Genomic DNA, 25,022 nt, shown 5'->3' on the forward strand with positions numbered 1-25,022 from the left:
GTCCTGATTATAGCAAATTTATACGTAGAAGACATGCGCCAAAAACAGTACATTTGTTCTTGTTTGTGAGATACTAAGAGTAAAGAAAAAACGAGGAGGAGGTTTTCTTGATGAACCATATGCATATTGGTCGTGCCGGGAGTGGAAAAACGACACAATTGATCGAGCGCGTCGTACAAGAACTCGAGCAACGACCACTAGGGGAGAAGATGTATTTCATCGTTCCAGATCAGATGTCATTTGAAATGGAGCGGCGGATTGCGACAGATGAACGGATAGCAGGTCTTGTTCGTCTTGAGGTCATGAGTCTACGGCGCTTTGCGTTTCATATTTTACGCGATTACGGGAATCAAGCGATTCCATTTCTTGATGAGACGGGGACACAGCTATTACTGCGACAGGTCGTTGAGGAATCAGAAGACGAACTGAAGATTTTTAAACGAACTAAAAACATGCCTGGATTTTTCCAAGGACTTGATGAGCTCATTGCGTCGTTTAAACGTTCGTTGATTGAGCCAGACATGTTGCGTCAAGTGAGTGATCGTTCTCTAGAACGGTCACCGAAATTAAACGACCTTGCGTTGATTTATGAGCGCTTTACGGAACGAATCGTCGATAAAGCACTCCATGCAGACGATTACTATACGACGTTGCTCGAATTACTTCCAAAAGCGCGACTGGATCAAGCGACGATCATCGTCGACGGATTTTATGAATTTTCGCTCCAGGAGCAACAAGTTTTACTCGCCTTGATGCAACAAGTGGCTGAAATGCATATTAGTTTTACGATGGATGCAACGGATCCTTATGCGAAACAAACTTCTTTTGGTGTGTCTCAGAGGTGCTACATGCAATTGATCGGTCAGATGCAGGAACTGTCGATTCCATATGAAGAAATTTTGTATGATCAACCAATCAAGTTTCAATCAGAAGGACTACGACATTTGGAGCAGGCCTTGTTGAAGCCGGGATATCCTCCTGTCGATCATGACATTGAGGGCTTTCAGATGACAGCTGCAGTTAACCGTCAAGTTGAAGCAGAATCAGCCGTGCGGAAAGCGATTCAACTCGTTCGACAAAAAGGGTATCGGTTTCATGAGATGGCATTCGTCGTGCGACATCTTGAGCCGTATGCGGATCACTTGGAACGAGCCTTCCACATGTATGATGTTCCATATTTCTTGGATCAACGTGAGTCGATGGTTCATCATCCACTCGTTGACTTGATTCAATCTGCTTTAGACATCGTAACGTCGGGTTATCGGGAAGAAACGGTCTTTCGTTTACTGAAGACGGAGCTCTTGCCGATTCCCGCAGAAGATGCGCGTCTAGCGCTCGATCGTTTTGAGACCTTCGTGCTCGAACGCGGCATCAAAGGGTCGATGTGGCAACAATCGTGGCAATTAAAGCGGCGCCTAGCAGAGGAAGTTCGCTTAACGGAAGAGGAGCTTGCGCAAGAAGAAGAACTGAACCATTTACGAACATTCGTCGTCGACTTGATTGAACCGTTGCACCGTAGGTTAAAGCAGGCGAAGACGATGAGCGCGTATACGAAAGGTCTTTATCAATTCCTCGAAGAACAAAAAATTGCAGAGTGTTTAATGGAATGGCGTAAGCAGGCACTAGAGCAGGATCAATTACTTGTTGCGCGCGAGCATGATCAAGTATACGAAGCGATACTTCATCTATTCGAGCAGCTAGAAGCTGCTGCACCTGAGCATACTTTATCGACGGAGCTGTTCGTTCAGATGGTCGAGACAGGACTTGAGAGCCTTCGTTTTGCACTTGTTCCGCCATCGCTCGATCAAGTGATCGCGACGGACTATGTCCGTGGACGATTACAACGAGTAAAAGTCGTCTTTTTACTGGGAGCGAATGATGGTCTGATTCCGTTCGTTCAAGATCAATCAAAGTTACTGTCCGAAAATGATCATGACTTTTTAAATGAGCATGGTATTCCGGTTGGAAAAGCGTCTCTTGATGTGTTTGATGATGAGCTGTTTTACCTGTATCAAGGGATGATGGCTCCAAGTGAAGCCTTGTATGTCAGTTACGCACTTGTCGATGAAGAAGGTAAGGCGCTTCAGCCGGCAGCGATCACAAAACAATTAAAGCGACAATTGTTGCTCGATCGTCCGATCAAAACACACTTTGCGGAAGCTGGGGAACACGCACCGCAAGAACAACTTGATTTCGTAACGAGTCCAGATCGCGCGGCAGCAGCGACGGCGATCGAGCTGCGCCGTTTGCAACGACGTTATCCGATTCAGCCGATTTGGTTCGAAGTGTACAATACGCTTCTCGAAAACGGACAGGGACGTGAACGGATGGGGTTATTCTCGAGTGCCTTGTTCTATCAAAATCAAGCGGAAGCCTTGCCGGAAGGGTTGGCGCATCGTCTATATGGTGATTCACTGCAAGCGAGCGTTTCGCGTTTTGAGACCTATAATGCCTGCTCGTATAAGCATTTTGCTCGATACGGACTTCGTTTACGCGAGCGGAAGCTGTATAAATTTGAAGCACCGGACATCGGGAATCTGTTCCACGGCGCATTAAATGATCTGTCGCTCAGTATTAAAGCTTCTGGACGACACTGGCGAGAGATCGACGGCGAGACGTGCGGAACACTTGCGAAGGAAGCTGTCGAAAAGGTGACACCGGAAATTCAGAATGCGATCTTGATGAGTTCGAGTCGGTTCGGGTATATCAAGAAAAAATTGACGGATGTCGTCGAACAAACAGCTAAAATGCTTGTGGAACAAGCAAAACGAACAGATTTTGAACCTGACTTATTTGAAATCAGTTTTGGGAATGCGACGTTCCCGCCATTACGCTTTACGTTACCGGATGGAACAGAAATTGAATTCACGGGTCGCATCGACCGGATTGATCAGGCGACGATTGGTGATCAGCTATACGTTCGAATCATTGATTATAAATCAAGTGCTCGAGGACTTGATTTTGCGGAAATCTATTATGGGCTTGCGATTCAGATGTTGTTGTATTTGAAGACGGTCGTGGAGCAGTCGGAGCTGCTCTATCAACAGCAGGCAAAACCAGCTGGTGCGTTATATTTCCACGTCAAAAACCCGATGTTACGGGGCGATTTATCGGCTGACGAAGAAGAGCGCAACCAACTGTTACTCGAGTCCTATCAAATGCAAGGCGTCATTCTCGAGAATGACGAGGTACTACGAGCGATGGATCATATTGCGTACGATGAACGAAAAAAATCACCGCTCGTCAAAGTGACATTCACAAAAAACGGACTGCATAAGACGCAGACGAAAGGTGTCGTACAAGAGGAAGATTTATCAGCGCTGATGGATCATGCATGGGAGGCATTAAAAGACAGCAGTCAAGATATCTATGATGGGGATATCGCCATCAATCCATTCGATTATCAGGAACGGACACCGTGTAGTTTTTGTGAGTATCGTTCAGTCTGTCAGTTCGATGAATCGCTTGGGAATCAGTATCGCCCATTAAAACCGATGTCTGAAAAAGAGGTACTGGAACGGTTGAAGGAGGAAGAAGAATGAGCGTGCGTTGGACGGAAGAACAACAACAAGCCATTTCAGCTAGAGGTGGACATATCCTCGTCTCAGCGGCAGCGGGATCAGGGAAGACAGCGGTCCTCGTTGAACGGCTGACGCAACGATTGATTGATCCCGAAGATGAGCTGTCGGCTGATCGGATTCTCGTCGCTACCTTTACGAATGCGGCAGCACGTGAGATGAAGACGCGAGTCATCGAGGTCATGGACCAGCGCATCAAAGAGGCACCGGATGATTTGTATTTGAAAAAACAGCGTCAATTGATGAACCGGGCACAAATTACAACGATTCATTCGTTCTGTTTGTCGATTCTGCGCGAGAATTATTACCGGATTGGTTTAGATCCTGCGTTTCGAATTGCCGATGAATCTGAATTACTGTTATTGCAAGACGATGTCTTAGAAGCGGTCTTTGAGTCCTTTTATGCTTCTGAGGACCCGGGATTCTATGATTTGATTGATAGTTATACGTCAGATCGCGATGATCAAGCGATGCTGACACTGATTTCGAATCTCTATCGGTTTTCCCGTTCCTTACCGGATCCGGAAGCTTTTTATGCACATTTAATCAGTCAGTACGATCAGCCGATTGACCCGGATGATTCTCCACTCATGCAACGACTAGTCGAATTAGAGTGGGAAAGTCTCTCGAATGTATTAGGACGTTACCGAGAACTTGCTTTTGAGCTGGAGCAGTCTGGTTATACGGAAATGGGACAGATGATGCGTCAGGACATTGCTCCTTTTACCTCGCTTGAGACGTCGGCACGCCACTGGTCGATGGTTGCGCTTGCTTTTCAAGCAGTAGAGTTCGGTCGCTGGAAGAGTCCACGCGGGGATGAAGGAATCAAACCGTTTCAAGCAGAGCGGACGCGACTCGTAGCGGAATTCAAGAAAATGAAAGAGCTGTTCGTCCAAAAGACTGGTGTTGATTACTTGGAGGACTTGCGGTCGCAGTTGCGACACGTCGAGACGATCGTGACACTCGTACGTCAATTTGCAAGCGATTATCTCGAAGCGAAACAACAACGTGGTATCGTCGATTTTTCGGATCTTGAACATTTTGCATTAGAGATCTTGACGGACGAAGGACAACCGTCAGACGTGGCAAAACTTCTGAAGGAACGTTTCGTCGAAGTACTCGTCGACGAATATCAAGATACGAACGAGGTTCAGGAACGTATCATCCAATTGGTCTCGAAAACGGATGAGGCGACAGGAAATCTCTTCATGGTCGGTGACGTCAAACAATCCATCTATAAATTTCGCCATGCAGAGCCAGGACTGTTCCTTGAAAAATTCAAACGATTCCAACAGACCGATGTGGGAACACGGATCGATTTAACAAAAAACTTCCGGAGTCGTCTTGAAGTGCTGGATGGAACGAATCAAATTTTCCGCCAAGTAATGGATGAGACGGTCGGGGAGATTGATTACGATGAAGCCGCGCACCTTCGACTCGGGAATCTGAGTTATCTCGAATCGGAGCAAGTGGCACCTGAATTACTTTTGATTGATCCACTTGATAGTGAAAAGGAAGAGGTTGAAGCACGAGCGATTGCAACGCGAATTTTAGAACTCGTTGATTCGAAGCATCCACATCTAATCTATGACGCGAAAGCCAATCGATTCCGGACCTGTGAATACCGCGACATCGTCGTTTTAGCACGGTCGCGTGGTAAGCGTGTCCAAGCGCTTGTCGAAGTGCTCGAACAGTATGAGATTCCGGTCTATGCGGATACGACAGGCGGATACTTCCAAGCGACGGAAATTCAAATCATGATGGCATTGCTCAAGACGATCGATAATCCACTTCAAGACATCCCATTCGCGAGTCTGTTACGATCGCCGATTTTTGGGGTGGCGGATCGAGATTTAGGACGGATTCGAGCAAAACAAAAAGAAGGAAGCTTTTATGAGGCAGCGCTAGCAATGGCGGCAGAGGAATCATCACTCGGAATTCGAATGGATGAAATCATCCGTCAGATTCAATCATGGCGAACTGAAGCGCGTGGGAGTGCCCTACCTGCCTTCATTCGATCGCTCTTTGATCAGACCGGCTATTTTGAGTACGTCGGCTGTCTCGCCGGAGGAAAAAGTCGTCAAGCCAACTTGAACGCCTTATATGAGCGAGCGAAGCAATATGAGACGTCCGGTTATCGTGGACTCTATCGTTTCCTTCGTCTGATCAATCGATTAATTGAACGAGGAGAAGACTTCGCAGAAGCCCGTTCGCTTGGAGAAGACGAGGACGTCGTTCGAATCATGACGATCCACCAATCAAAAGGACTCGAGTTCCCAGTGACGATCGTCAGCCAATTGACGAAGCAATTCAACAAACAGGATCAAATGCAGGCGATTCAGTTGCATAAGACGTATGGCATTGCCCTGGATGCGATTGATCCGATTCGTCGTTTGCGATCTGGGACACTCTTGAAAGAAGTCATCCGCCGGGAAATGGATCGAGAGATGAAGGCAGAAGAGATGCGCGTCTTGTATGTTGCGATGACTCGAGCGAAGGAAAAGTTGATTCTCGTCGGGACAGTCAAGGATTTAGAAGATCAAATGGCGACCTGGCAGATGACGCCACCAGATGAAGTCTTACTTCCTGAAAATGACCGGCGCCAAGCGAAGAGTTATGCGGAATGGGTCGTTCCGGCAGTCTTACGCAGCAGTTTACTACGTCCGGATGAGACGGATTGGTCGATTCGCGTGATGTCTTTAGAGGAGTTAGCACCGTATCAAGAAATCTCAACACTCGTGGAGCAACTCGAACATGTTCAGAAGCTTGAAAAAATCGATGTGCCGGTTAATTCGCAAGTCAAAGAAATCGTCGAAGCGGCATTTTCGTATCAGTATCCGCATGCGCTTGCGACAGAGACGGCAGCAAAACAGACCGTCACGGAACTGAAGCGGGCGGAGCAACTGGAGCGTGCAGCATTCGAAACGACATATCGCCAGACGACGTATTACCGTACGCCACAATTCCTAGGACCTGTTTTAAGTGGAGCGGAACGAGGAACGGTCTTACACTTAGCGATGCAATTATATGAACCGGACGAACCGATTTCGCAACAAATTGATCAGTGGGAAGCAACGGAACGCATTACGCCGATTGAAGCGACGACGATGCGGGAAGCGACAACACAGTTACAAGGATTCCTCGACTCTGAAATCGGACAATTGTTCAGCGAACGATTACGGACGAACCACGTCTATCGAGAGTTGCCATTCACATATAAGATTGGGGCATCGCGTTTCCGGAAAGACTGGACAGGTCCAGTGGATGACGCAGTCATGCAAGGAATCGTCGACTGTTTGATTCAGGATGGAGAGTCCTATATCTTGCTCGATTATAAATCGGATCAAATCGTTACGACGGAAGTCGGACAGACAGCTGCTGATGTGTTACGGGATCGGTACGCAACTCAGTTGAATCTGTATCAAGAAGCGTTAGAAGCGGTTCTTCATATTCACATTTCACGCAAGGTCATCTATGCGTTTGCTTTAGAAGAAACGATTGATTTAGTGTAATTTAATTTTGATACGATCGAGACCTTCCTCGTCCTACTACTTAAGGTAGAGATGAGGGAGGTTTTAGTATGGGTCGAAAGAGGGATGAGGAATAAGGAGACAAAATCAGTTTCTGAAGGGATTTCCGTTTCTTATTGTGAAAGAACTGTGTAAAATAAAGAAGATATGTTACTTTGACGATGGATAATTTTGGGAGGTTTTAATAGATGGCACGTATTTTATTAGCAGAAGACGAAGATGTCTTACGAATGTTAGTACTCGATACACTAGAAGATGAAGGATATACGATCGATGAAGCGACAGATGGAGACGAAGCGTATCAAAAAATCATGAACGCTGAATATGATCTCGTTTTACTCGATTACATGATGCCTGGAATGACAGGGATTGAAGTTATTGAGAAAGTCCGACAACATCCAGATAAGCAACACTTAAAAATCATGATGTTGACGGCTAAAAGTCAACAATCAGACCGCGAACGAGCGGAAGAGATCGGTGCAAATTACTTTTTCTCGAAGCCCTTTAGTCCGTTAGAACTGATTGATGTCGTGGGAGGAATACTGAGTGATCACCAAGTGGATTAATCGAAAAATCGGGCGCCAACTCATGGCCTCCTTTTATGTCGTATTAGCTACATTGATGATTTCATCATTGATCGTCTACAACTATACCGATACGAAACTGCAGGCGACTCGGGCGAAATTAGAAGATATCCGTGACCGGAGTGCACGTGCGGGTGCTTTATGGGAAGAGTGGCAGGATGTCCAGTTCAACATGCGCGGTTATGCCTTGATGGGGAATGGTGATCTATACAATCAAGTCATGGCTCAACAAGATAAGATTGATCAGCAGACAGAATGGTTCGAAAAAAATGCGATTTATGATCAAGGAAAGGCATTCGCCCAGTCCTCGAGAGAATTGTATGGTTATTATTTCGATGCGATTTTGCCGCTTATTCAATCCTATGTCCAAGCGAAAGAATCTGGAGATGTCACGGAATCCTTCTTAAAAGGAACAACACTTGCTGAACTGCCACTTGGTCAGCAATTATTAGCTGAAGGTAAGATTCAATTAGATGCTCAAGGAAACATTGATGTACTCTCGGAAATCAATAAGAGCGAGCTAGCACTCGGCGGTTATCGCGAATTTTTAGAGGATTGGGCACAACGGACGAGCGACCAACTGGAACGGGAGATCCGGACGACACAGCTGATTTGGTTAGCGAATATCGTCGTCTTACTTGCCGTCTTGATTTTCTTTATCTATCCGTTTATCCGCCGCATCACGATGGAATTATTATCTCTCGTCAAGAACAGTCAACGGCTTGCGAACGGTGAAGATGTCTCGAGCGTCAAAGTACCGAATCGTAAAGATGAAATCGGAATCCTGGCGTTATCCTTCAATCAGATGGCAAGTTCGATTTCCGAGAACAAGCAGCATTTATTAGCGAAAAATGAAGAATTACAGGCGCAACAGGAAGAATTGCAAGCACAGCAGGAAGAATTGCAAGCACAGCAAGAAGAACTCGAAGAAGCATTAGAGCTGACGATGCGGAATGAGCAACATTTGCAGTATCGGAATGATTTGACAGAAACGCTCGCGGCACGTGAGTCGTTGACTGCTTATCCAGAAATCATTGAGAAGCTCGTCACAATCACAGATTCTGAGATTGGTGCATTAGTATTTGTTGATGAAGAAGATAGTTATTCTGTCGTTACGTATGGAATGACGGATGAATTGGCAGAACAGCTGCTTCAAAACGATGCGTCTCTCTTAAAACGAGCTGAGTCACTAAAGTCACCTGTTCATTCTTCTAAACAAGTCGCAAGCAATCATCCACTGCCGTACCCGTACTATATGTACGAAACAGCTGTACCGATTCTTGAACCGACGTCTGGTGACATCATCGCGTATATCTACCTTGTCCGTTATCGCGATCAGTTTACGAACGAACAGATGCGTGATGTCATGTCCTTCTCCCGTCAATTGTCACTATCGCTCTTACGCATGCGTTTATTTGATGAGATGACGAAAGAGAAAACGAAGACAGAGCGGATTCTCGATTCGATTCGAGAGGCCGTCATCTATCTTGAACCGGGTAAAGAAGAGGTCTTCGTCAATCGACCATTATACGATTTATTCCCGGAATTACGTTATGGTGTTCAGACTGAACAGGAGACATTGCAAACGTGCTTAGAAGTCATTCGATCCGTCGTCGACGATCCAGAAGTCTTTAGCCGTTATGTTGATGCAGTTCTGCGTGGAGAATTACCGACCGATATTTTACAGTTCTCGATTCGAAACGAAACGGTATTCATTCAATTTTATGTCGAGGTGATCCATATCCATCACGTACATAAAGGAACGATGCTCGTCATGCGTGATGTAACGAAAGAGACTGAAATGGATCGTTTGAAATCAGAACTCGTTTCAACCGTCTCTCATGAACTTCGGACGCCACTCTCTTCGATTTACGGATTTACAGAACTCATGCTCAACCGAGACATCGAAGAGTCGCGCCAAGATCGATATTTGCGGACGATCCATTCCGAAACGGAACGTCTTGCGAATCTCGTCAATGATTTCTTAGATGTCCAGCGCATGGAGTCGGGCACACAATCGTATAAAAAAGCATCTGTGAACATCTATACGATTGCTGAAGAAACGACACAATTTTATGCGGCTTCGACACAGGCTCATCGGATTACGTTCCGTCACGAGGGAAATCAGTTGCCTGTCATTGAAGCAGACGAAGAAAAAATTAGACAGTTGCTCAATAATTTATTGAATAATGCGGTGAAATATTCACCATCTGGTGGTGCGATCGATGTCGTACTCACGACATCACTTGATCAAGTCATTCTTCAAGTTCGAGATGAGGGAATCGGGATTCCAGAACAATCGCTGAGTCGTCTATTCGAAAAGTTCTATCGCGTCGATAACTCGGATAGTCGAAAAATTGGTGGGACTGGTCTAGGACTAGCTATATGTAAGGAAATCGTCACGGGTCATGGTGGAGAAATTCATGTCGAGTCAGTCGTGAAGGAAGGTAGTCTTTTTACCGTCAAATTTCCACTTGTCCAGTCTACACATGTGACAATCTCCTGAAAAAACCATATATCAACCAAATAACACTAGGTGTTCGTCCTGAAATCAGATACGATGAAATAGGAAAAGAAAGGAGGAAATGAAATGCCAATCACAGCATTCGTTCACACACACGTCTTACTTTGGGTACTTTTATTGGTTACGTTCTTCGTCGCTTTTTCGATGTACAAGAACAACAAAAAAGCTGCAAAAGGGATTCATATGGCGTTCCGTCTGTTGCTTTTATTGACATTCGCGACAGGTCTTTATCTGTACATCAAAATCATGGGGATGTCTGAAAATCCAGACCCACTCTACCATGCGAAGATTACACTCGGCTTATTGTCGCTCATCTTCGGAGAGTTGACACTTGTTCGACTTAAAAAAGGAAAAGCTTATTCCGGTTTCGTCATCGGATTCATCGTGCTTGTCCTTGTGACAGTATTCCTAGGCTATTCACTCCCATACGGTATGAAATTCTTCTAAGTTCATGCGGGATCAAAGAGTCCTTTTCGACCTCATAGGTTGAAAAGGGCTCTTTTTGTCATGTTCGTTAGTAATTTTTGTTTACAAGTGGTTGTTATTTGGGAAAAGGGATGTATTACACAGTAGAGAGGGGAACGCTTGTGGCACAGTTGAAGGAATGGACGAAAGTTTTCCGGGCACGAAAATGGATGAAACGCGCAGAACCGGTGTTACCACTTTGGCATGGGTATATCGGTTATAAATATGGATTATTCGATGCTCTTCAAACAGGAGCAACACAAGCAGAGGCACAGCTACGGATGCAGCGTCCGCTGACACAGGAAGCGTTATCCCGCTGGTTCGAAGTCGGCGTCGCAGTCGGTCACTTGAAGAAAAAAGATTTACGCTATACAGCGACTCGCCATGTTCTTCCGGAACTCTCTCAATCAGACGATCGGAGTATCGGATTCATGTTATCGGAAATGATGGAGCTGCACTTGCCAGCACTATTCTCTTATCCTCAATTTTTAGAAGAGGGTCAACAAAAGACCTTTAATGGAGAGGAACATGGAGACATCGTGGCTGAAACTTCAGCTCTCGTTGAGACTGTTGCTTTCCCAGCAGTACGCCATATCATTCGGAGTCGTAATCTGACCTCACTTCTTGATATTGGTTGTGCTTATGGTGGGTATCTCCGTAAAATCCATGAGGCATTGCCGGACTTACGACTCGCCGGAATCGATATTGAAGAATCCGTCATCGCAGAAGCAAAACGACGAGATACGAGCGGAGAGATTGATTTTGTCGTTGGAGACATCAAAACGTTTGATGTCAAAGAGACATATGACGGTGTCATGATGAATAATATTTTGTATTACTTCCCGCAACCGGAACGCCTTGCACTATTAAAAGGAGTTCGTCGTTTCGTCAAGGATGATGGAACAGTCATTCTCGTCACACCATTACGTGACAGTTCACATGGTGCACCTTTCTCAGCAGCATTCAATGCCTTCATGACGTTGCATGAGAATCTGTATCCATTACCAAGTAAGGAAGAATTGAAAGAGGATCTAACGAAAGCTGGGTTTGAAAACATTTCGATCACACCATTCTTAAAAGAAGGTGCCTGGTATATCGTCACTGCAAACGCCACTTCCTAAGCGAAGTCTGGCGTTTTTACAGTTTGAAGACAGTTCAAATTTGTTGCTTTTACTATGTGCTTAGTATAATAGTTGAAACGATGAGAGATAAAAAGGAGAGATTTGGGTGAAGCGACGCGTAGCAGTGATTGGAGCAGGACCTGGGGGACTTGCATGTGCCTTGTTATTAGCAGGAAAAGGAGTAGACGTCACCGTTTACGAAAAACAAACGCAAGTCGGTGGACGAACTTCTGCCGTCAAGCTAGGTGACTATACGTTCGATCGAGGACCAACATTCCTTAATATGCCGCATATTTTAGAAAACGTTTTTCACGAAGCCGGTTTACGATTAGAAGATTATTTAGATTTAAAGGCGCTTGATCCGATGTATACACTCTATTTCAAAGGCGGAACAGAGGAGTTTACGATGACGACGGATCGGGACCGGATGAAAGAGGCAATCGAACGACAATTTCCTGGAAACGGGGAAGGGTACGATCGATTCATGGCAGAGCAAGCACTTAAGCTTGGAAAACTCATGCCAATCTTACAGACACGTCACGATCGGCTGACGGATTACTTATCACCGCGTGTCTTAACGGCACTTCCGCGCCTATCGCTCGGACGATCGCTTTATGATGTTTTATCCGACTACTTCACGAGCGAAGAATTGAAGTATTCTTTTACATTCCAAGCGAAATACTTAGGCATGTCAGCTTGGGAATGTCCAGGTGGTTTTTCGATCTTGTCTTACATGGAACATGCTTACGGTGTCCATCATCCGATTGGTGGAATGCATCAAGTACCGCTTGCAATGCAACGTGCGATCGAAGAGCTAGGTGGAACCGTACAGTTAGGTGCGGGCATCGAACAATTGATCTTAAACGGAAAAGCTGTCGAAGGAGTCATCCTCGAGTCAGGTCAACATGAGTTATTCGATGAAGTCATCATCGGTGCTGATTTCGCACATGCGATGAATCATCTGGTGCCGGAAGGGGTTCTGAAAAAATGGTCCCGACCAAAAATTGACCGTAAAAAATTCTCGTGTTCGACGTTCATGTTATATCTTGGTGTCAACCGGACGTTCGATGCACCACACCATACGATTTACTTTGCAGAGGATTATGAGAAAAACGTTCGCGAGATGACGCAGACTTTAGAATTATCGGATGACTTTTCGTTCTATGTCCAAAATCCATCCGTGATTGATTCAACGCTAGCACCTGAAGGCAAGTCTGCTATGTATGTCCTAGTGCCAGTGCCGAACAATTACTCTGAACTTGATTGGTCGATCGAAGGACCGAAACTACGTCGTCGTGTTCTGGACGCTCTTGAAACGCGTTCACCGTATCAAGGGATTGAGGCGGCAATCGAAGTCGAAGAGATGTTCACGCCAGACGACTGGGAAGCGATGGGGATCCATCAAGGCGCGACGTTCAATCTCGGTCATCAGTTGACACAGATGATGTACTTCCGCCCGCATAATCAATTTGAAGAGCTCGATCATCTGTATCTCGTCGGAGGTGGCACACATCCGGGTAGCGGATTACCGACGATTTTCGAATCCGCGCGTATTACGGCAGAACTCGTGCTCAAAAAAGAAGGGGTGCGGACATGAAGATAGGATTCGTAGGAGCCGGTGTTGGTACACTGCATGCAGCGCTTTTGCTGACAGCAAGACATCCTGGAGTCGAGATTACGATTTTTGAAAAAGAAGCACATGTCGGTGGTCGATTACGATCCGTCGATTTTAAATCGGGTGGCCGCATCGATGAAGGTCCGACGATCGTTCTGATGCCAGGCAAGTTAAAAGAGCAGTTGGCAGAAGCCGGCGTGACGGGAGTAGAACTTGAACGGGTCGATCCATTGTATGACCTTCACTTTGACGATGGTACGGTCGTTACGAAAGTAGCCGATGTCGTGGATCAAGCGATCGCGATCGAACGTCAATTCGGTGAAGGTCGTGGATTTTATGAATTCATGCATCAAAAAGAAAAGGATTATGAGACGAGTGTATCGAAATTTTTAGAACGTGGTTATCGTCGGAAGACGGAGTTGTTGCACCCAGACATGATGCGTCCATTATTACAGATGCATGCTCTAGAGACTGCACATGACCATTTGAAGCGATACTTCAAGAGTAAATATTTGCGCATGGCATACAGTTTCCCGACATTTTATATCGGCGGAAACCCTTATACGACACCATCGATTTACGGTTTGATTCCGTACCGGGAACAAGCAGAAGGTGTCTGGTATGTAAAAGGTGGCTATTTCTCGCTTGCTGAACGCATGTACGACACATTAGTCGAACGTGGTGTCCGATTCGTCTTCGAGGCACCCGTTGAACGAGTCGTCGTCGACCAAGGACAGGCAAAGGAAATCGTCTTACAAGATGGCACACAGGAAGCATTTGATCAAATCGTACTAAATGGAGAGTTTCCATTGATGGAACGCCTTGTAGAAGGTAAACAACCTAAGACCTATACACCTTCAGGCGGTACGCTATTGCTATATTTCAAGATGAAAGGGAAAGTCGATTTACCGGTGCATCGCTTTTTGATGCCAAACGACTTGGAACCGCTCATGACGAATATTTTTAAAAAAGGACGATTACCTGAACATCCGGCAGTCTATCTGTTCCATCCGAGTCGGATTGACCGTAGTTTAACAGGAACGGATGATAGCGTCGTCTATTCATTAATTCCTTCTCCGCGTGGCTATGGTGTAGAAGATTATGAAAAAGTAGACTTCATCGAGACCGTACTTGAAAAAATCGAGCATCATCATCCGGGATTCCGGGAAAAGATACAAGAAATGAAGATTCGTACACCGAATGATGCACAGGCCTTTGGATTATATCAGGGAGGTAGTTTTGGGATCGCGCCGACGATTCGCCAATCGGCTGCCTTAAAGACACAGGCAAAACCGTATCCGGATATCGATCGATTATATGCCGTCGGTGCATCGGTGCATCCGTGTGGAGGAGTACCAGTCGTCATGATGGGCGCAACGATACTCGTAAACCGAATGGAACAAGAGATGGGGTGGAAACATGAATTCAGTGACGATCCAGAACGCGTATATCAAATGTGAGGAAGTCATTCAGTCCGGATCTAAGACGTTCTATAAAGCCTTTTCACTCTTACCAAAAGCAGATCGACAAGCTGTTTATGCCATCTATACATTTTGCCGGTTCCTCGATGATACCGTCGATGAGTCGGATACGCCGAAAGAGAGTTTACTAGCTTTCTTGAATGAATTCAAACGATTCCGTGATGGCGAAGTACTAGATAAACCGTTATGGATTGCGTTGGCAGACGTATTTGAACGTTATGAAATGGATGAGACACCATTCCTTGAGCTCGCGGAAGGGATGCGTTGGGATATCGAGAAAAATCGTTATCAGACGCTTGAAGAGACAGAGCAATACAGCTACTACGTAGCGAGTACTGTCGGTTTGATGTTGTTGCCCATCCTTGCACCGCAACAGCCTGATCTCCGTAAGTCTGCTATCGATCTTGGAATCGCGATGCAATTGACGAATATTTTACGAGATGTTGGTGAAGATGCAAAACGCGGTCGTATCTACTTGCCTCATTCATGGATGGAGACATACGGTGTCACAGCGGAGTCGTTACTCGCTGGTCGTCCTTCAGGAGACTTTATCGGTCTCTGGGAAGAGGTTGCACTTCGAGCAGAGCATCTGTATGACGCAGCGATTCCATCGTTTGAACGTTATCCACGAGAGAGTCGGCGTGCTCTGAAGGCTGCTGCTTTCCTGTACCGTGGTATACTCGATGCAGCGCGGGATAATCACTATGACGTCTTTACAAAACGGGCGTACGTCAGCCGTTGGCAAAAAATGAAGTTACTTGCTACGATTTAATACATGACCATAGAAAAAAGACCTTGGCGGGGACCAAGGTCTTTTTTCTATGGTCTGAGACCGGGGAGTCTCAGATTACTTCTACACCAGAGCGAACATCTGGACTACGAGATAGGTCTGTTTCGACCACGGGGATGGTCTTTTCTTTATCGAGCTATCTGTGGACCATTCGGATGAGACGATCTAAGGGGGAACGTCGTAAGTCATGCGAATGGACACACGATGAGTCACGTGATGAAATGGGTGGGTCCCATTTGATTTCGCTGGTTAGAAAAAGTAAGTTCTTCAACGCTCTTGACTCGGGGAAGTCACCTTGCGCTTGATTGAGGATGTGGGGTCAATCACTACCTCTTGAACTCGAAGTAATCGTATCAAATCTTAGTTGTCCGTACAAGTGATTGATATGCAATTCACATAACGTTCACAGGGTAGCGGCGACAGCAGAGACGATTCGTTCACTTGCTAGTTTTCCTGAAAGCGTCACCATTGGACTACCACCACCAGGATGCGTTGATCCACCAGCAAAAAACAAATTGTGAACATTCTTTGAACGGTTGCTCGGACGGAGGAAAGACGACCGGATGCCATTGGATGACAAGCCATACAATGAGCCGTGATAGGCAAAGAAGGTTTGTTCGATATCCTGTGGCGTGACCCGTTGCTCGAAGACGACATCAGATGAAATATCAATCCCAAAGGACTGCAATCGTTGATTGATCAGTTGATCATACGTATCAAAATCAATCGCATGTCCAGTATCCGTTGCAGGTGCATTGACGAGCACGAATAAGTTATCACCCGCTTGTCCCATTTCTGGTGCTGTGACGGAAGAATTCGAGATATAGATCGTCGGCTCCTCAGCGTAACGTTTTTCATCAAAGAGTGCCTTGAACTCAGCTTCGTAATCCGAAGAGAAGAAGACGTTATGATGAGCCAGCCCTTCGATCCGACGTGAGAGACCGATACATCGGACATAGGCAGAAATCGACGGTTCGACTTGAGCAGGTGTCGGATTTTTAAAATCAGGTCGTGCCGTTTCTGAGATCAGACGTGGATATTGTGTCAACAAATCACCGTTCATGACGACGAAGTCAACCGGGAGATATTCCAAGTGATTCAATTCAATTTCCGTTGCTTGTCCATCGACGACTTCGATCTGTGTCACTTCATCGCCAAGACGGAAGACGACACCTAGTTCTTTTGCACGTCGGGCGAACCCTTCTGCGATTGCTGTATTACCACCATTTGTGAAGTAGACACCGTCATTTAGTTCTAAATGAGCAATTAAACTGAAGGTAGCGGGTGTTTGATACGGACTACTCCCGATATACGTCGCATAACGATCGAGTGCCTGAATTAACCCTTTATCCTTAAAGTAGTGCTTATGCAACCCATGAAGGTTTTGAAAGGGATGCACTTTCAACATGTCTCGCCAGAGGGAGGGGCGGATATACGAATCAATATTCGTAAAGAATTGTTGTTTTGCGATCGTATGCAACTTCGCCACTTCTTCTTGGTAACCTGTAATATCGTTCTTCGCCAACTGACCGTTCGTGAAACGATCTACTTCTGTCCGCATCGCTTCGCGTCCAGACGAAAATGTTAATGTTCTTCCGTCGGAAAAATGATTGACCGTATGACGTTCAAGTTTCGTGAATGTAAAGTACTCATCGGGATCCGCACCGGATTCAAGAATGACAGACTGAAAAACTTCCGGCATCGTGATCGTATTCGGACCAAAATCGAAGCGATGTCCTTCTGTGACGATCGGCATCATTTTGCCACCGATATGTGTATTGCGCTCGATGACCGTGACGCGAAATCCTTTTGCTGCTAATGAGATAGCAGCGCTGAGTCCACCAAGACCGGCTCCGATGACAGCTATATGTTTCATGATACTGATTCCTCCTTATGAATAGGTCCTACCCTTCCATGTGATTTCCCGTTTCCTAAAGCTTCGAATCATCGCACTTGCTAGCAAGATGACATAAAGGAATACCGCCAGTGGATGGAGCCACCAAACATGTCGGATTCGTGCCGCACGATCAATCCGGAATCGTGCTAAATAAAGAAGAATCAGTGCGCCACCCATCTGCCAGGATGGGTGGAGGATGAGATAAGGTAGGACACTTGCTTGAACCAAGTAAAAGAGTAGAAAGTATGATCCGACGATATAAGAATCGTTCATCCCACGAAAGACATTCTTTAGAAAACCTTGCCAGACTTCTTCGTTCGTGGCGTACATATCGCAAGAAACTGCTGGGGCGACTTCGACGAGCGTCGTCGTCAACCCGTGTCGTTTAAATGTACGACAAAGTTCTAAATCGTCAACGAGAGCCGATTGGATGCTTTCATGTCCACCGACTTGGTCATACGCGTGTCGTTCGACGAGAACGACCATGCCGTTGGCTGCAGCAAACGCTGGATGTTTCACCTTGCGAAACGGAATCGGAAGATGCTGCGCGATAAGAACATGTTGCATCGGAATCAAACACTTCCCTAGAAACGTCGGTACAGGAAAGGACGGGAAACCGGAAAGAAAAACAGCTCGTTCTGTTCGTAACGTTCCGTATAAGCGACAAATCGCATCAGGTGTCAATGTCACATCAGCATCGAGAAATAACAGATAGTCCTCTGTCGTTCGTTTCGCGAGTTGATGACACGCATGGACCTTTCCTGCCCAGCCAGCTGGTAAGGGAAGACCATCAATCACTGTAAAACGGTCGTCTTGACCGATTCGATCGAGCAATAACTCGCGCGTCCGATCGGTCGAGCGGTCTTCATATAAGTAAACGTGCATCCCTGGTGTCAGAGCGGGTTCTAATGCGTCTAATAATTTTCGTACATTACGCTCCTCATTCCGTAAAGGGATGCAAATTGCTAGACTATCTGGTTGAACGGGAGCCGTTAATCGTGGTAGAAAAGCTAAATTAATCCATGTATAGAGACAGACAGCTAGAGCGAAGAAGAGAAAGAACCAACTCATGACCGAAGGGCCCGTAACCAGCGCTCCGTTCGTGCAGGAAGTGGTTCCCTTCGGGTAGAGATACAGCGATACAAATCAACACGTTCCGCAATTGCATCTGCTCGAATGTCGTCGTATAAAGCAGTTAGTTCTACCGTCAGTCGTTTTGCCTGAGCACTTGACCGTTCGTTAGGTAATGGACGAAAGCGACGCGTCCGGATATAGACGTCCGGTTGCTGTTCATGACCATATGAATAATAAAAGGCGACGAGAGACACGTGATCCGTATGACGCGTCAAATGTGTGGCACCACTTGCTAAGCGAAGCGGACGGTCCTCTTGATGACGTTCCTCGCCTTGAGGAAACATCCAGACGCTGCTGCCATTTTGAAGTCGTTCTTTTGCATAATGAAGGCTTGTCTTGATATCAGCGAATGATGTCCGGTCAACAGAGAAAGCTCCGAGACGGGAGAAGAACGGGAAACGAGCAAGCCCTGCTTGATCAATCATGACATAGGGGTCGTGATGGAAACAGGTCTGATCCAAATGAAAAAGAATCATACCGTCCCACCAAGAACTGTGTGTAGCAAGCATGAGACCAGGGACAGGTAGATCGTCTGCTCGATATAAGACACGGTGGAAATGACGTCGGATCAAAGCATGATCGACATACGTATGAAATACGGATTCAGCTAATTTGCTTTTGTTTGCTTCTTTCAACGATAACCCCTCGTTTCACAATGAAATAGACGATGAATGCACTTAAGCTGACCAAAGTGACGCCATAGAGACCAGCAACTCCTGCTGTTACACCGAATAAAGTGTGCAACATCAAAAAGAGATACTGATTGTTTTGTTCGAGTGCGGCATCCGTCGCCTTGACTTGATATCGATTGATGAAAAAGGAAAAGACGAGCGCCGTTCCATACCACCCGAAGAAATTCTGTGTCGGAATATCGTAATACCAGCCACCGTCTTGCCAAAGCCAATACGATTTCACGTTAGCAGCAACAGGATCGATTGCTAAATCGAGCCAGACGGCAAACAATGGAACGAGAATCAATGTACTATAGCGAAACGAGAACAAACGGGAGAAAGCGAGACTCGCCCCCATGACCGATAGCCATGCAGCCCCGATCGTAATCGGCACACCTAATAATTGGACACCGAAATCCGACTCGTAACGATATGTTCCAAACGGCCAACCGGTATGGACCCCAATCGACTCAATGATGATCGAACCAAAGAAGATAAAGGGGATGACAAGACGCCCCTTCGGTAAGACATGCCAAAAATAGAGAGCTGCGTATAAGCCGGAAGCGAATAAAAAGACGGCATTGGCCCACTCGAGCCAAGGGGGAAGTAACGAAAAACCAACTAAGATCAAGCCGATGGTGAACCAAATCGAAAAGAAAATCCAAAGACGTTTATGAAACTGCTCCATGCGTGACATTCCTCCATTTCCAAAATAGCTTCTGTCATAAGTATACCCATATATCTTGAAAACGAGCGAGGGAGAAGCGGTCTTATAAAAAAAGTGGTCCGGCTTCTCGTAAGAGAAACCGAACCACTTCCTATCATCATCCGTTTGAATGTTGTTTTTGCTTCTTCTTTTTGATGAACGAGAAAAGGAGAAACGCGATATACAACGGAACAGCAACGAACCAAAACGTAGACCACTCATTGCTACGCGCAATCATGACATACGTCACGTATAGCAACGTAAAGGTGATGACGAACGTATGGCGCGGAACGGGAATGTCTTTAAAACTTGGAATCTTGACACGACTGACCATCAAGAAGGCAAGACCTGTAAAAACGAGTGGGACCATCAAGTCGTTCATTCGTCCGCTAAACAACGTGACGACGGCCAAAATACCACCTGCCGCTGTAATCGGTACACCTGAAAAATAAGCAGATGCCACATTCGTTGCCGATAAATTAAAACGAGCAAGACGAAATGCGCCAAACAACGGGAACAGAGCAGAGATTAGTAAACCAACTTCTCCGAATTCATAGAAATACGTATAGTAGGCCATCATTGCAGGTGCGACACCGAATGTCACGATATCTGCTAATGAGTCCAGTTCTTTTCCGAAGTCGCCTGCTACACCAAGCATCCGAGCAAGGCGTCCGTCCAGACTATCAAGCATCATCGCGATGACGATTAGTAAGGTGGCATTTTGAAAATCACCTTTTGCTGCCATGACGATGGCTAAAAAACCACAATACAGATTTCCGAACGTAAATAGGTTGGGTATTGAATTACGAACACGATCTTTCCACAAAATGATTCCTCCTGCCACTTCATCGATACTACTCATCATACCATAATTAGGAGATGGAATTCAGCCGTTCGTAAAGAGAATCCCCTGAGTGAAAGATAAAAAATCATGAGGATTCAACCGAACTTGATGTCCACGTTTTCCAGCGGATATGATGATGAATGGTTCATGGATAGCACGATCCGATAAGAGAACCGGAAAATTCTTCTTAGCACCGATGGCAGAGACACCACCTCGAATATAGCCAGTCAGGTCTTCTAACTCCTTCATCGGAACAAGCGCGACTTTTTTCGAATGCAATGCTTTAGCCGCTGCCTTTAGAGAGAGTTCTTCTTCCCCCGAAATGACGACGAAGACATATTTATTTTCGACCATTTTCAAAACAAGGGTTTTAAAAATGGTCGAAAGGGGGTAATTAATCTTTCTAGCGACGGCTTCAGCAGATAAATCATCAAGATCAACAGGATAAGTGAGGGATTCGAAGTCAATCTTAGACTGCTTCAGAAGCCTCTCGACGTTCGTTTTGCTCATGTGTTTCTCCTTTGACGAGTGAGTATTGGACCCATTTCCGTCCGTGCCAACGTTTCATGGCGAAAATGCCACGGAACCATTCGTCAGCAGAGAAGGCAATCCAGATTCCAAGTAAACCGAGACCGAAACCAAGACCAAGTGTATAACTGAGGACGACCGCGATTCCCCACATCGATAGAATACCGATGGCGACAGGGAAACGAACATCTCCTGCCGATTTAAGAGTTCCCATGAGCACGATGTTCATCGCGCGACCTGGTTCAAGAATGACGCTTGCCCAGAGTAGTGGGATACCGATTGCAATGATTTCAGGACTCGATGTGAACACTGATAGAATCGATGAACCGAATGAAGCAAGAGCGACAGCTGAGATGAAGCTTGCGAAAACAGCAATCTTCAATGTTTTCACAGCACGTCCATATGCTTGTTCAAATTGTTGAGCACCAACTTGGCGTGCGACGAGTAACTGCGTTCCTTGAGCGATGGCAAGCGTAAATAGGAAACAAAGCATCGTGATGTTTGATACATAGACACGAGCAGACAATGCTGCTTCACCAATTGTTGCGATGAATCCTGTGATGATGAGTTGTGAGAATTGATATGAGATCCCTTCACCAGCAGATGGGATTCCGATGTTCATGATTCGTTTCACATCTTCCCGGTCGAAATGAATCAAGTCTTTTACTTTAAAACGTAATGAGAGTTTCCGGTAAACGACGAAGAATAAGACAAGGACAGCGATTGTTCGGGCGATGACGATCGACCAAGCGACACCAGCAACACCGAGAACGGGAATGCCGAAGAGTCCAAGAACAGCGATGACGTTACCAAAAGCACTAACGAAATTCATGAGTAGCGTGACGTACATAGCATTTTTTGTGAATCCATGACTCCGGAGAATCGCACCCAGTGTCAATGAGATGGCTTCTAAGAAAAGGAATAGACCAACGATCTTAATGAACGTTTCGCCATAGACGAGCGTCTCTCCTTCTAACGAGAAAAATCCAAGGAGTTGTCTTCCGAACAACACCACGGTCAGAGAAACGATGAGACCGGTATACAAGTTAATCGCAAAAGCAGAACGAGCCGTTTGACGAGCGTTTTGCGTCTTTCTTGCACCGAGGTACTGACCAATGATGATCGTTGCACCGACCGAGGTGATGTTAAAGAGAATAATGAAGATATTCAAAATTTGATTGGATACACCGACTGCCGCAGCAGCGCTATCTGAGTAATAACTTAAAATCAACGTTGCAATGATCCCAAGGCTCATGTGCAAGGCAATCTCGATGAATAATGGCCACGTAATGTGGAATAAGCTTGGTTGCTTGACTGTTTTCATAAATAAATCCCCTTTGTTTCATAAAACGAATAGTGTTTCTTTATCTTTTTGAAACTATACGCCTTCGATTTTCATAATGAAAGAGGGTTTTTTGTCTTTCATCGAAAAAAAAGAGATTTAAAAGGATTTTCATAAAATATCACGAATACATCATAATGAACAATCATTCATTTTTTAAAGGTAGGGGAATCCGATGAAACGAGAAATGCATTATGTCGTCAAGGATCAAATTGCAACGCTAACGCTAGCTCGACCCAAACAACTGAATGCATTAACGTCGAATTTACTAGAGGAGTTGGCAGACGCTCTAGAAGAAGCGAATCAGGATGAGGAAGTACGTGTCATCGTCTTGACTGGTGAAGGACGTGGATTTTGTGCAGGGCAAGATTTGAAAACCGTCTCGCCTGAGCTCGATCATGGAGAATATCTACAACAGTATTATCATCCTGTCGTTCGGGCACTCGCTAAATCAAAAAAACCGACGATTGCTGCCATCAATGGTGTAGCGGCAGGTGCCGGTTTATCATTGACGCTTGCCTGTGATTTCCGGCTCGTCCACGCTGAAGCGAAATTGTCGCTCGGATTCATCAATATCGGTCTTGTCCCGGACGCAGGAGCTCCGTATTTCTTACCTCGACTAATCGGTGCAGCAAAAGCAACGGAGCTTGCGTTACTCGGTGACACGATTTCAGCAGACGAAGCCGTTTCGCTCAATCTTGCGACACGAAGTATCGAATCAGAGAAATTTGTAGAAGAGGTCACAGCGTTTGCTCGTCAGCTAGCAGATCGTCCGACAAAAGTGATCGGGTACATCAAGCAGCTGCAAGCAGCGAGTTATGAAAATAACTTGGAGGAAATGCTTGCTCAAGAAATCATCTATCAGTCACGTGCTGGAAAAACGGAAGACCATCGCCATGCTGTTGAATCCTTCATCGAAAAAAAACGCCCTGTTTTTGTCGGACGATGAATCGAGCATACTTTATAGAAGAAAGACGTCGGAAACGCACGATGCGCCGACGTCTTTTTAATTCAATTTCTTTTTGATTTTTCGTGCGGTCGCATGTGTACGGTTCGTCAATCCTGTAGAGATACGGAATAATAGAATTCCGAGAAAAGCAGAAACAAAAATGTATATCCCAGTCAACGTCACGAATGCACCACTAGCGAGCGTGATGAAAAGTATCGAAAATTCACCACGTGGACCCAGACAAAAGCCAGATTCGATCGCATGATAATTCGATAAACCAAAGGACCTTCCGCCGAGGTAACCGACTAAAAATTTAGAGACGACTCCCCAAATGACAAGAGCGAAGAAAAATAGATCAATCGGTAATCCGTCAGTCAATTCGAATGACATTCCGAATGTAATAAAGAACAATGGTAATAATAAGTCTTGGAATGGCGTGACTAGTCGTCTAAGATAACGCGTCTCATCCAGTTCGGTTAACAAAATACCGATGATGAAGGCACCAAGTACTTCGGATAGACCAAATAAGATTCCAATTCCAGAAAACAATAAGATCAAGCCGATGATTCCGATGCCGGCATCAGGATGTCGATAGAGGGAGTCGACTAACCGTCCACGTCTTCGGATAAACAACGTCATGATCATCAGAGCAATGAAGAAGAAGGCGAACCCGAGAAAGATGATGCTGATTTTGGCAACCGAGAACGTCTCAGTCCCTAAAACGAACGGGGCCGTCGTCAGTAGGATTGGTGCCATCAAATCTTCGAAGACGAGTAAGGACAGCACGAAGCGATTCACATCCTGATGTTTATCCGGTTCCCGATCGAGCAGCCGAGCAGAAATCGAAGAACTCGTCGCATACAAGACACAGCCAATCAAAAACGATTCGGCGACTGAAAAGCCAAACGATAGGGTCAATAGGATAGTCCCACCAAACGAAAGTAGAATATCAATGACTCCCGCTTTCCAAATGGAACGGAGCTGAATCAGCAAGTCCGCCACTGAAAATTTTAGACCGAGTAAAAAGAACAGGACGATGATGCCCGCTTCTCCCCCGAGTTTCAGCTCTTCGGGAGGGTCGTAATAGAATCCAAGGACGATTCCGATCAAGATGAAGGCCAGAATACTCGGGACGTGGAATCGTTCACTCAAGTAACTGATCGTAAATAAGCCGATGAGGATGAGACCGGCGTAAAAGAAAATTTCCATGGAGGATGTCCTCCTTTCTGTACCCTATACCCTAATTCGATGGCATTCATTAAC

General features: G+C 45.7%; 18 protein-coding genes. 10 read left to right on the top strand and 8 right to left on the bottom strand.

Translation table 11 applies throughout. From position 1 onward, the window contains the following. The first annotated feature begins 110 nt into the window (after positions 1-110). The 9 genes from addB to KNQ03_RS08680 all read left to right on the top strand — a co-directional run bounded on the left by addB (position 111) and on the right by KNQ03_RS08680 (position 15,670). Positions 111-3,542 carry a helicase-exonuclease AddAB subunit AddB gene (gene addB, locus KNQ03_RS08640; RefSeq protein WP_214724380.1) on the top strand — a complete coding sequence of 1,144 codons (3,432 nt, stop codon included), beginning with the start codon at positions 111-113 and terminating at the stop codon, positions 3,540-3,542. Next, positions 3,539-7,090, top strand: coding sequence for a helicase-exonuclease AddAB subunit AddA (gene addA, locus KNQ03_RS08645; protein WP_214724381.1), 3,552 nt, complete (start codon positions 3,539-3,541; stop codon positions 7,088-7,090). The genes addB and addA overlap by 4 nt, the downstream gene beginning before the upstream one ends. A gap of 206 nt (positions 7,091-7,296) precedes the next feature. Next, positions 7,297-7,674: a response regulator gene (locus tag KNQ03_RS08650; RefSeq protein ID WP_023467390.1), complete on the top strand. Its 378-nt coding sequence runs from the start codon at positions 7,297-7,299 to the stop codon at positions 7,672-7,674. Continuing rightward, on the top strand, positions 7,655-10,198 hold the full coding sequence (locus KNQ03_RS08655) for a HAMP domain-containing sensor histidine kinase (RefSeq protein WP_214724383.1): 2,544 nt from the start codon (positions 7,655-7,657) through the stop codon (positions 10,196-10,198). The genes KNQ03_RS08650 and KNQ03_RS08655 overlap by 20 nt, the downstream gene beginning before the upstream one ends. 84 nt (positions 10,199-10,282) lie before the next feature. After that, a complete protein-coding gene (locus tag KNQ03_RS08660; protein WP_023467392.1) occupies positions 10,283-10,663 on the top strand; it encodes a DUF1516 family protein in 381 nt (126 codons plus the stop codon). A gap of 140 nt (positions 10,664-10,803) precedes the next feature. Then, entirely contained in the window at positions 10,804-11,802 is a 999-nt protein-coding gene (locus tag KNQ03_RS08665) for a class I SAM-dependent methyltransferase (protein ID WP_023467393.1), read from the top strand. Between the two features lie 106 nt (positions 11,803-11,908). Continuing rightward, a complete protein-coding gene (locus KNQ03_RS08670) occupies positions 11,909-13,399 on the top strand; it encodes a phytoene desaturase family protein (RefSeq protein ID WP_050677170.1) in 1,491 nt (496 codons plus the stop codon). Next, positions 13,396-14,877 carry a phytoene desaturase family protein gene (locus KNQ03_RS08675; protein WP_214724385.1) on the top strand — a complete coding sequence of 494 codons (1,482 nt, stop codon included), beginning with the start codon at positions 13,396-13,398 and terminating at the stop codon, positions 14,875-14,877. Before KNQ03_RS08670 ends, KNQ03_RS08675 begins: the two co-directional genes overlap by 4 nt. Continuing rightward, a complete protein-coding gene (locus KNQ03_RS08680; protein ID WP_055966987.1) occupies positions 14,837-15,670 on the top strand; it encodes a phytoene/squalene synthase family protein in 834 nt (277 codons plus the stop codon). The genes KNQ03_RS08675 and KNQ03_RS08680 overlap by 41 nt, the downstream gene beginning before the upstream one ends. 421 nt (positions 15,671-16,091) lie before the next feature. On the opposite strand, the gene KNQ03_RS08685 is transcribed toward KNQ03_RS08680, so the two are convergent. The 7 genes from KNQ03_RS08685 to KNQ03_RS08715 form a co-directional block, all read right to left on the bottom strand. Continuing rightward, positions 16,092-17,564 carry a phytoene desaturase family protein gene (locus KNQ03_RS08685; protein WP_035398446.1) on the bottom strand — a complete coding sequence of 491 codons (1,473 nt, stop codon included), beginning with the start codon at positions 17,562-17,564 and terminating at the stop codon, positions 16,092-16,094. A 15-nt stretch (positions 17,565-17,579) separates the two neighbouring features. Continuing rightward, positions 17,580-18,656 carry a glycosyltransferase family 2 protein gene (locus tag KNQ03_RS08690; protein WP_214724387.1) on the bottom strand — a complete coding sequence of 359 codons (1,077 nt, stop codon included), beginning with the start codon at positions 18,654-18,656 and terminating at the stop codon, positions 17,580-17,582. Further along, a complete protein-coding gene (locus tag KNQ03_RS08695; RefSeq protein WP_251133345.1) occupies positions 18,653-19,354 on the bottom strand; it encodes a lysophospholipid acyltransferase family protein in 702 nt (233 codons plus the stop codon). The genes KNQ03_RS08690 and KNQ03_RS08695 overlap by 4 nt, the downstream gene beginning before the upstream one ends. After that, positions 19,323-20,078 (bottom strand): carotenoid biosynthesis protein, encoded by a 756-nt coding sequence (locus KNQ03_RS08700; protein ID WP_023467400.1) that lies wholly within the window; start codon positions 20,076-20,078, stop codon positions 19,323-19,325. Before KNQ03_RS08700 ends, KNQ03_RS08695 begins: the two co-directional genes overlap by 32 nt. A gap of 136 nt (positions 20,079-20,214) precedes the next feature. After that, on the bottom strand, positions 20,215-20,961 hold the full coding sequence (gene pssA / locus KNQ03_RS08705; RefSeq protein WP_174316042.1) for a CDP-diacylglycerol--serine O-phosphatidyltransferase: 747 nt from the start codon (positions 20,959-20,961) through the stop codon (positions 20,215-20,217). Between the two features lie 21 nt (positions 20,962-20,982). Then, positions 20,983-21,450 (bottom strand): Cys-tRNA(Pro) deacylase, encoded by a 468-nt coding sequence (gene ybaK, locus KNQ03_RS08710; RefSeq protein ID WP_064300355.1) that lies wholly within the window; start codon positions 21,448-21,450, stop codon positions 20,983-20,985. Then, a complete protein-coding gene (locus tag KNQ03_RS08715; protein WP_029340978.1) occupies positions 21,410-22,792 on the bottom strand; it encodes an MATE family efflux transporter in 1,383 nt (460 codons plus the stop codon). The genes ybaK and KNQ03_RS08715 overlap by 41 nt, the downstream gene beginning before the upstream one ends. Positions 22,793-22,985: 193 nt before the next feature. Between KNQ03_RS08715 and KNQ03_RS08720 the strand changes: the two genes are divergently transcribed. Continuing rightward, complete coding sequence (locus tag KNQ03_RS08720; RefSeq protein WP_064300354.1) at positions 22,986-23,759, top strand: enoyl-CoA hydratase/isomerase family protein; 774 nt, start codon at positions 22,986-22,988, stop codon at positions 23,757-23,759. Positions 23,760-23,816: 57 nt separating this feature from the next. On the opposite strand, the gene KNQ03_RS08725 is transcribed toward KNQ03_RS08720, so the two are convergent. Continuing rightward, entirely contained in the window at positions 23,817-24,968 is a 1,152-nt protein-coding gene (locus tag KNQ03_RS08725; protein ID WP_214724389.1) for a cation:proton antiporter, read from the bottom strand. Between the last annotated feature and the right edge of the window lie 54 nt (positions 24,969-25,022).

The organism is Exiguobacterium sp. s143 (assembly GCF_018618895.1).
Lineage (GTDB): Bacteria > Bacillota > Bacilli > Exiguobacteriales > Exiguobacteriaceae > Exiguobacterium_A > Exiguobacterium_A abrahamii.

Bases quoted from the DNA above. Each gene is read 5' to 3' on its own strand.
- KNQ03_RS08700 (WP_023467400.1), bottom strand. From the start codon at position 20,078: ATGGAGCAGTTTCATAAACGTCTTTGGATTTTCTTTTCGATTTGGTTC.
- KNQ03_RS08660 (WP_023467392.1), top strand. From the start codon at position 10,283: ATGCCAATCACAGCATTCGTTCACACACACGTCTTACTTTGGGTACTT.
- KNQ03_RS08680 (WP_055966987.1), top strand. From the start codon at position 14,837: ATGAATTCAGTGACGATCCAGAACGCGTATATCAAATGTGAGGAAGTC.
- pssA (WP_174316042.1), bottom strand. From the start codon at position 20,961: ATGATGAGTAGTATCGATGAAGTGGCAGGAGGAATCATTTTGTGGAAA.
- KNQ03_RS08715 (WP_029340978.1), bottom strand. From the start codon at position 22,792: ATGAAAACAGTCAAGCAACCAAGCTTATTCCACATTACGTGGCCATTA.
- addB (WP_214724380.1), top strand. From the start codon at position 111: ATGAACCATATGCATATTGGTCGTGCCGGGAGTGGAAAAACGACACAA.
- KNQ03_RS08675 (WP_214724385.1), top strand. From the start codon at position 13,396: ATGAAGATAGGATTCGTAGGAGCCGGTGTTGGTACACTGCATGCAGCG.
- KNQ03_RS08685 (WP_035398446.1), bottom strand. From the start codon at position 17,564: ATGAAACATATAGCTGTCATCGGAGCCGGTCTTGGTGGACTCAGCGCT.
- KNQ03_RS08720 (WP_064300354.1), top strand. From the start codon at position 22,986: ATGAAACGAGAAATGCATTATGTCGTCAAGGATCAAATTGCAACGCTA.
- ybaK (WP_064300355.1), bottom strand. From the start codon at position 21,450: ATGAGCAAAACGAACGTCGAGAGGCTTCTGAAGCAGTCTAAGATTGAC.
- addA (WP_214724381.1), top strand. From the start codon at position 3,539: ATGAGCGTGCGTTGGACGGAAGAACAACAACAAGCCATTTCAGCTAGA.
- KNQ03_RS08725 (WP_214724389.1), bottom strand. From the start codon at position 24,968: ATGGAAATTTTCTTTTACGCCGGTCTCATCCTCATCGGCTTATTTACG.
- KNQ03_RS08650 (WP_023467390.1), top strand. From the start codon at position 7,297: ATGGCACGTATTTTATTAGCAGAAGACGAAGATGTCTTACGAATGTTA.
- KNQ03_RS08690 (WP_214724387.1), bottom strand. From the start codon at position 18,656: ATGAGTTGGTTCTTTCTCTTCTTCGCTCTAGCTGTCTGTCTCTATACA.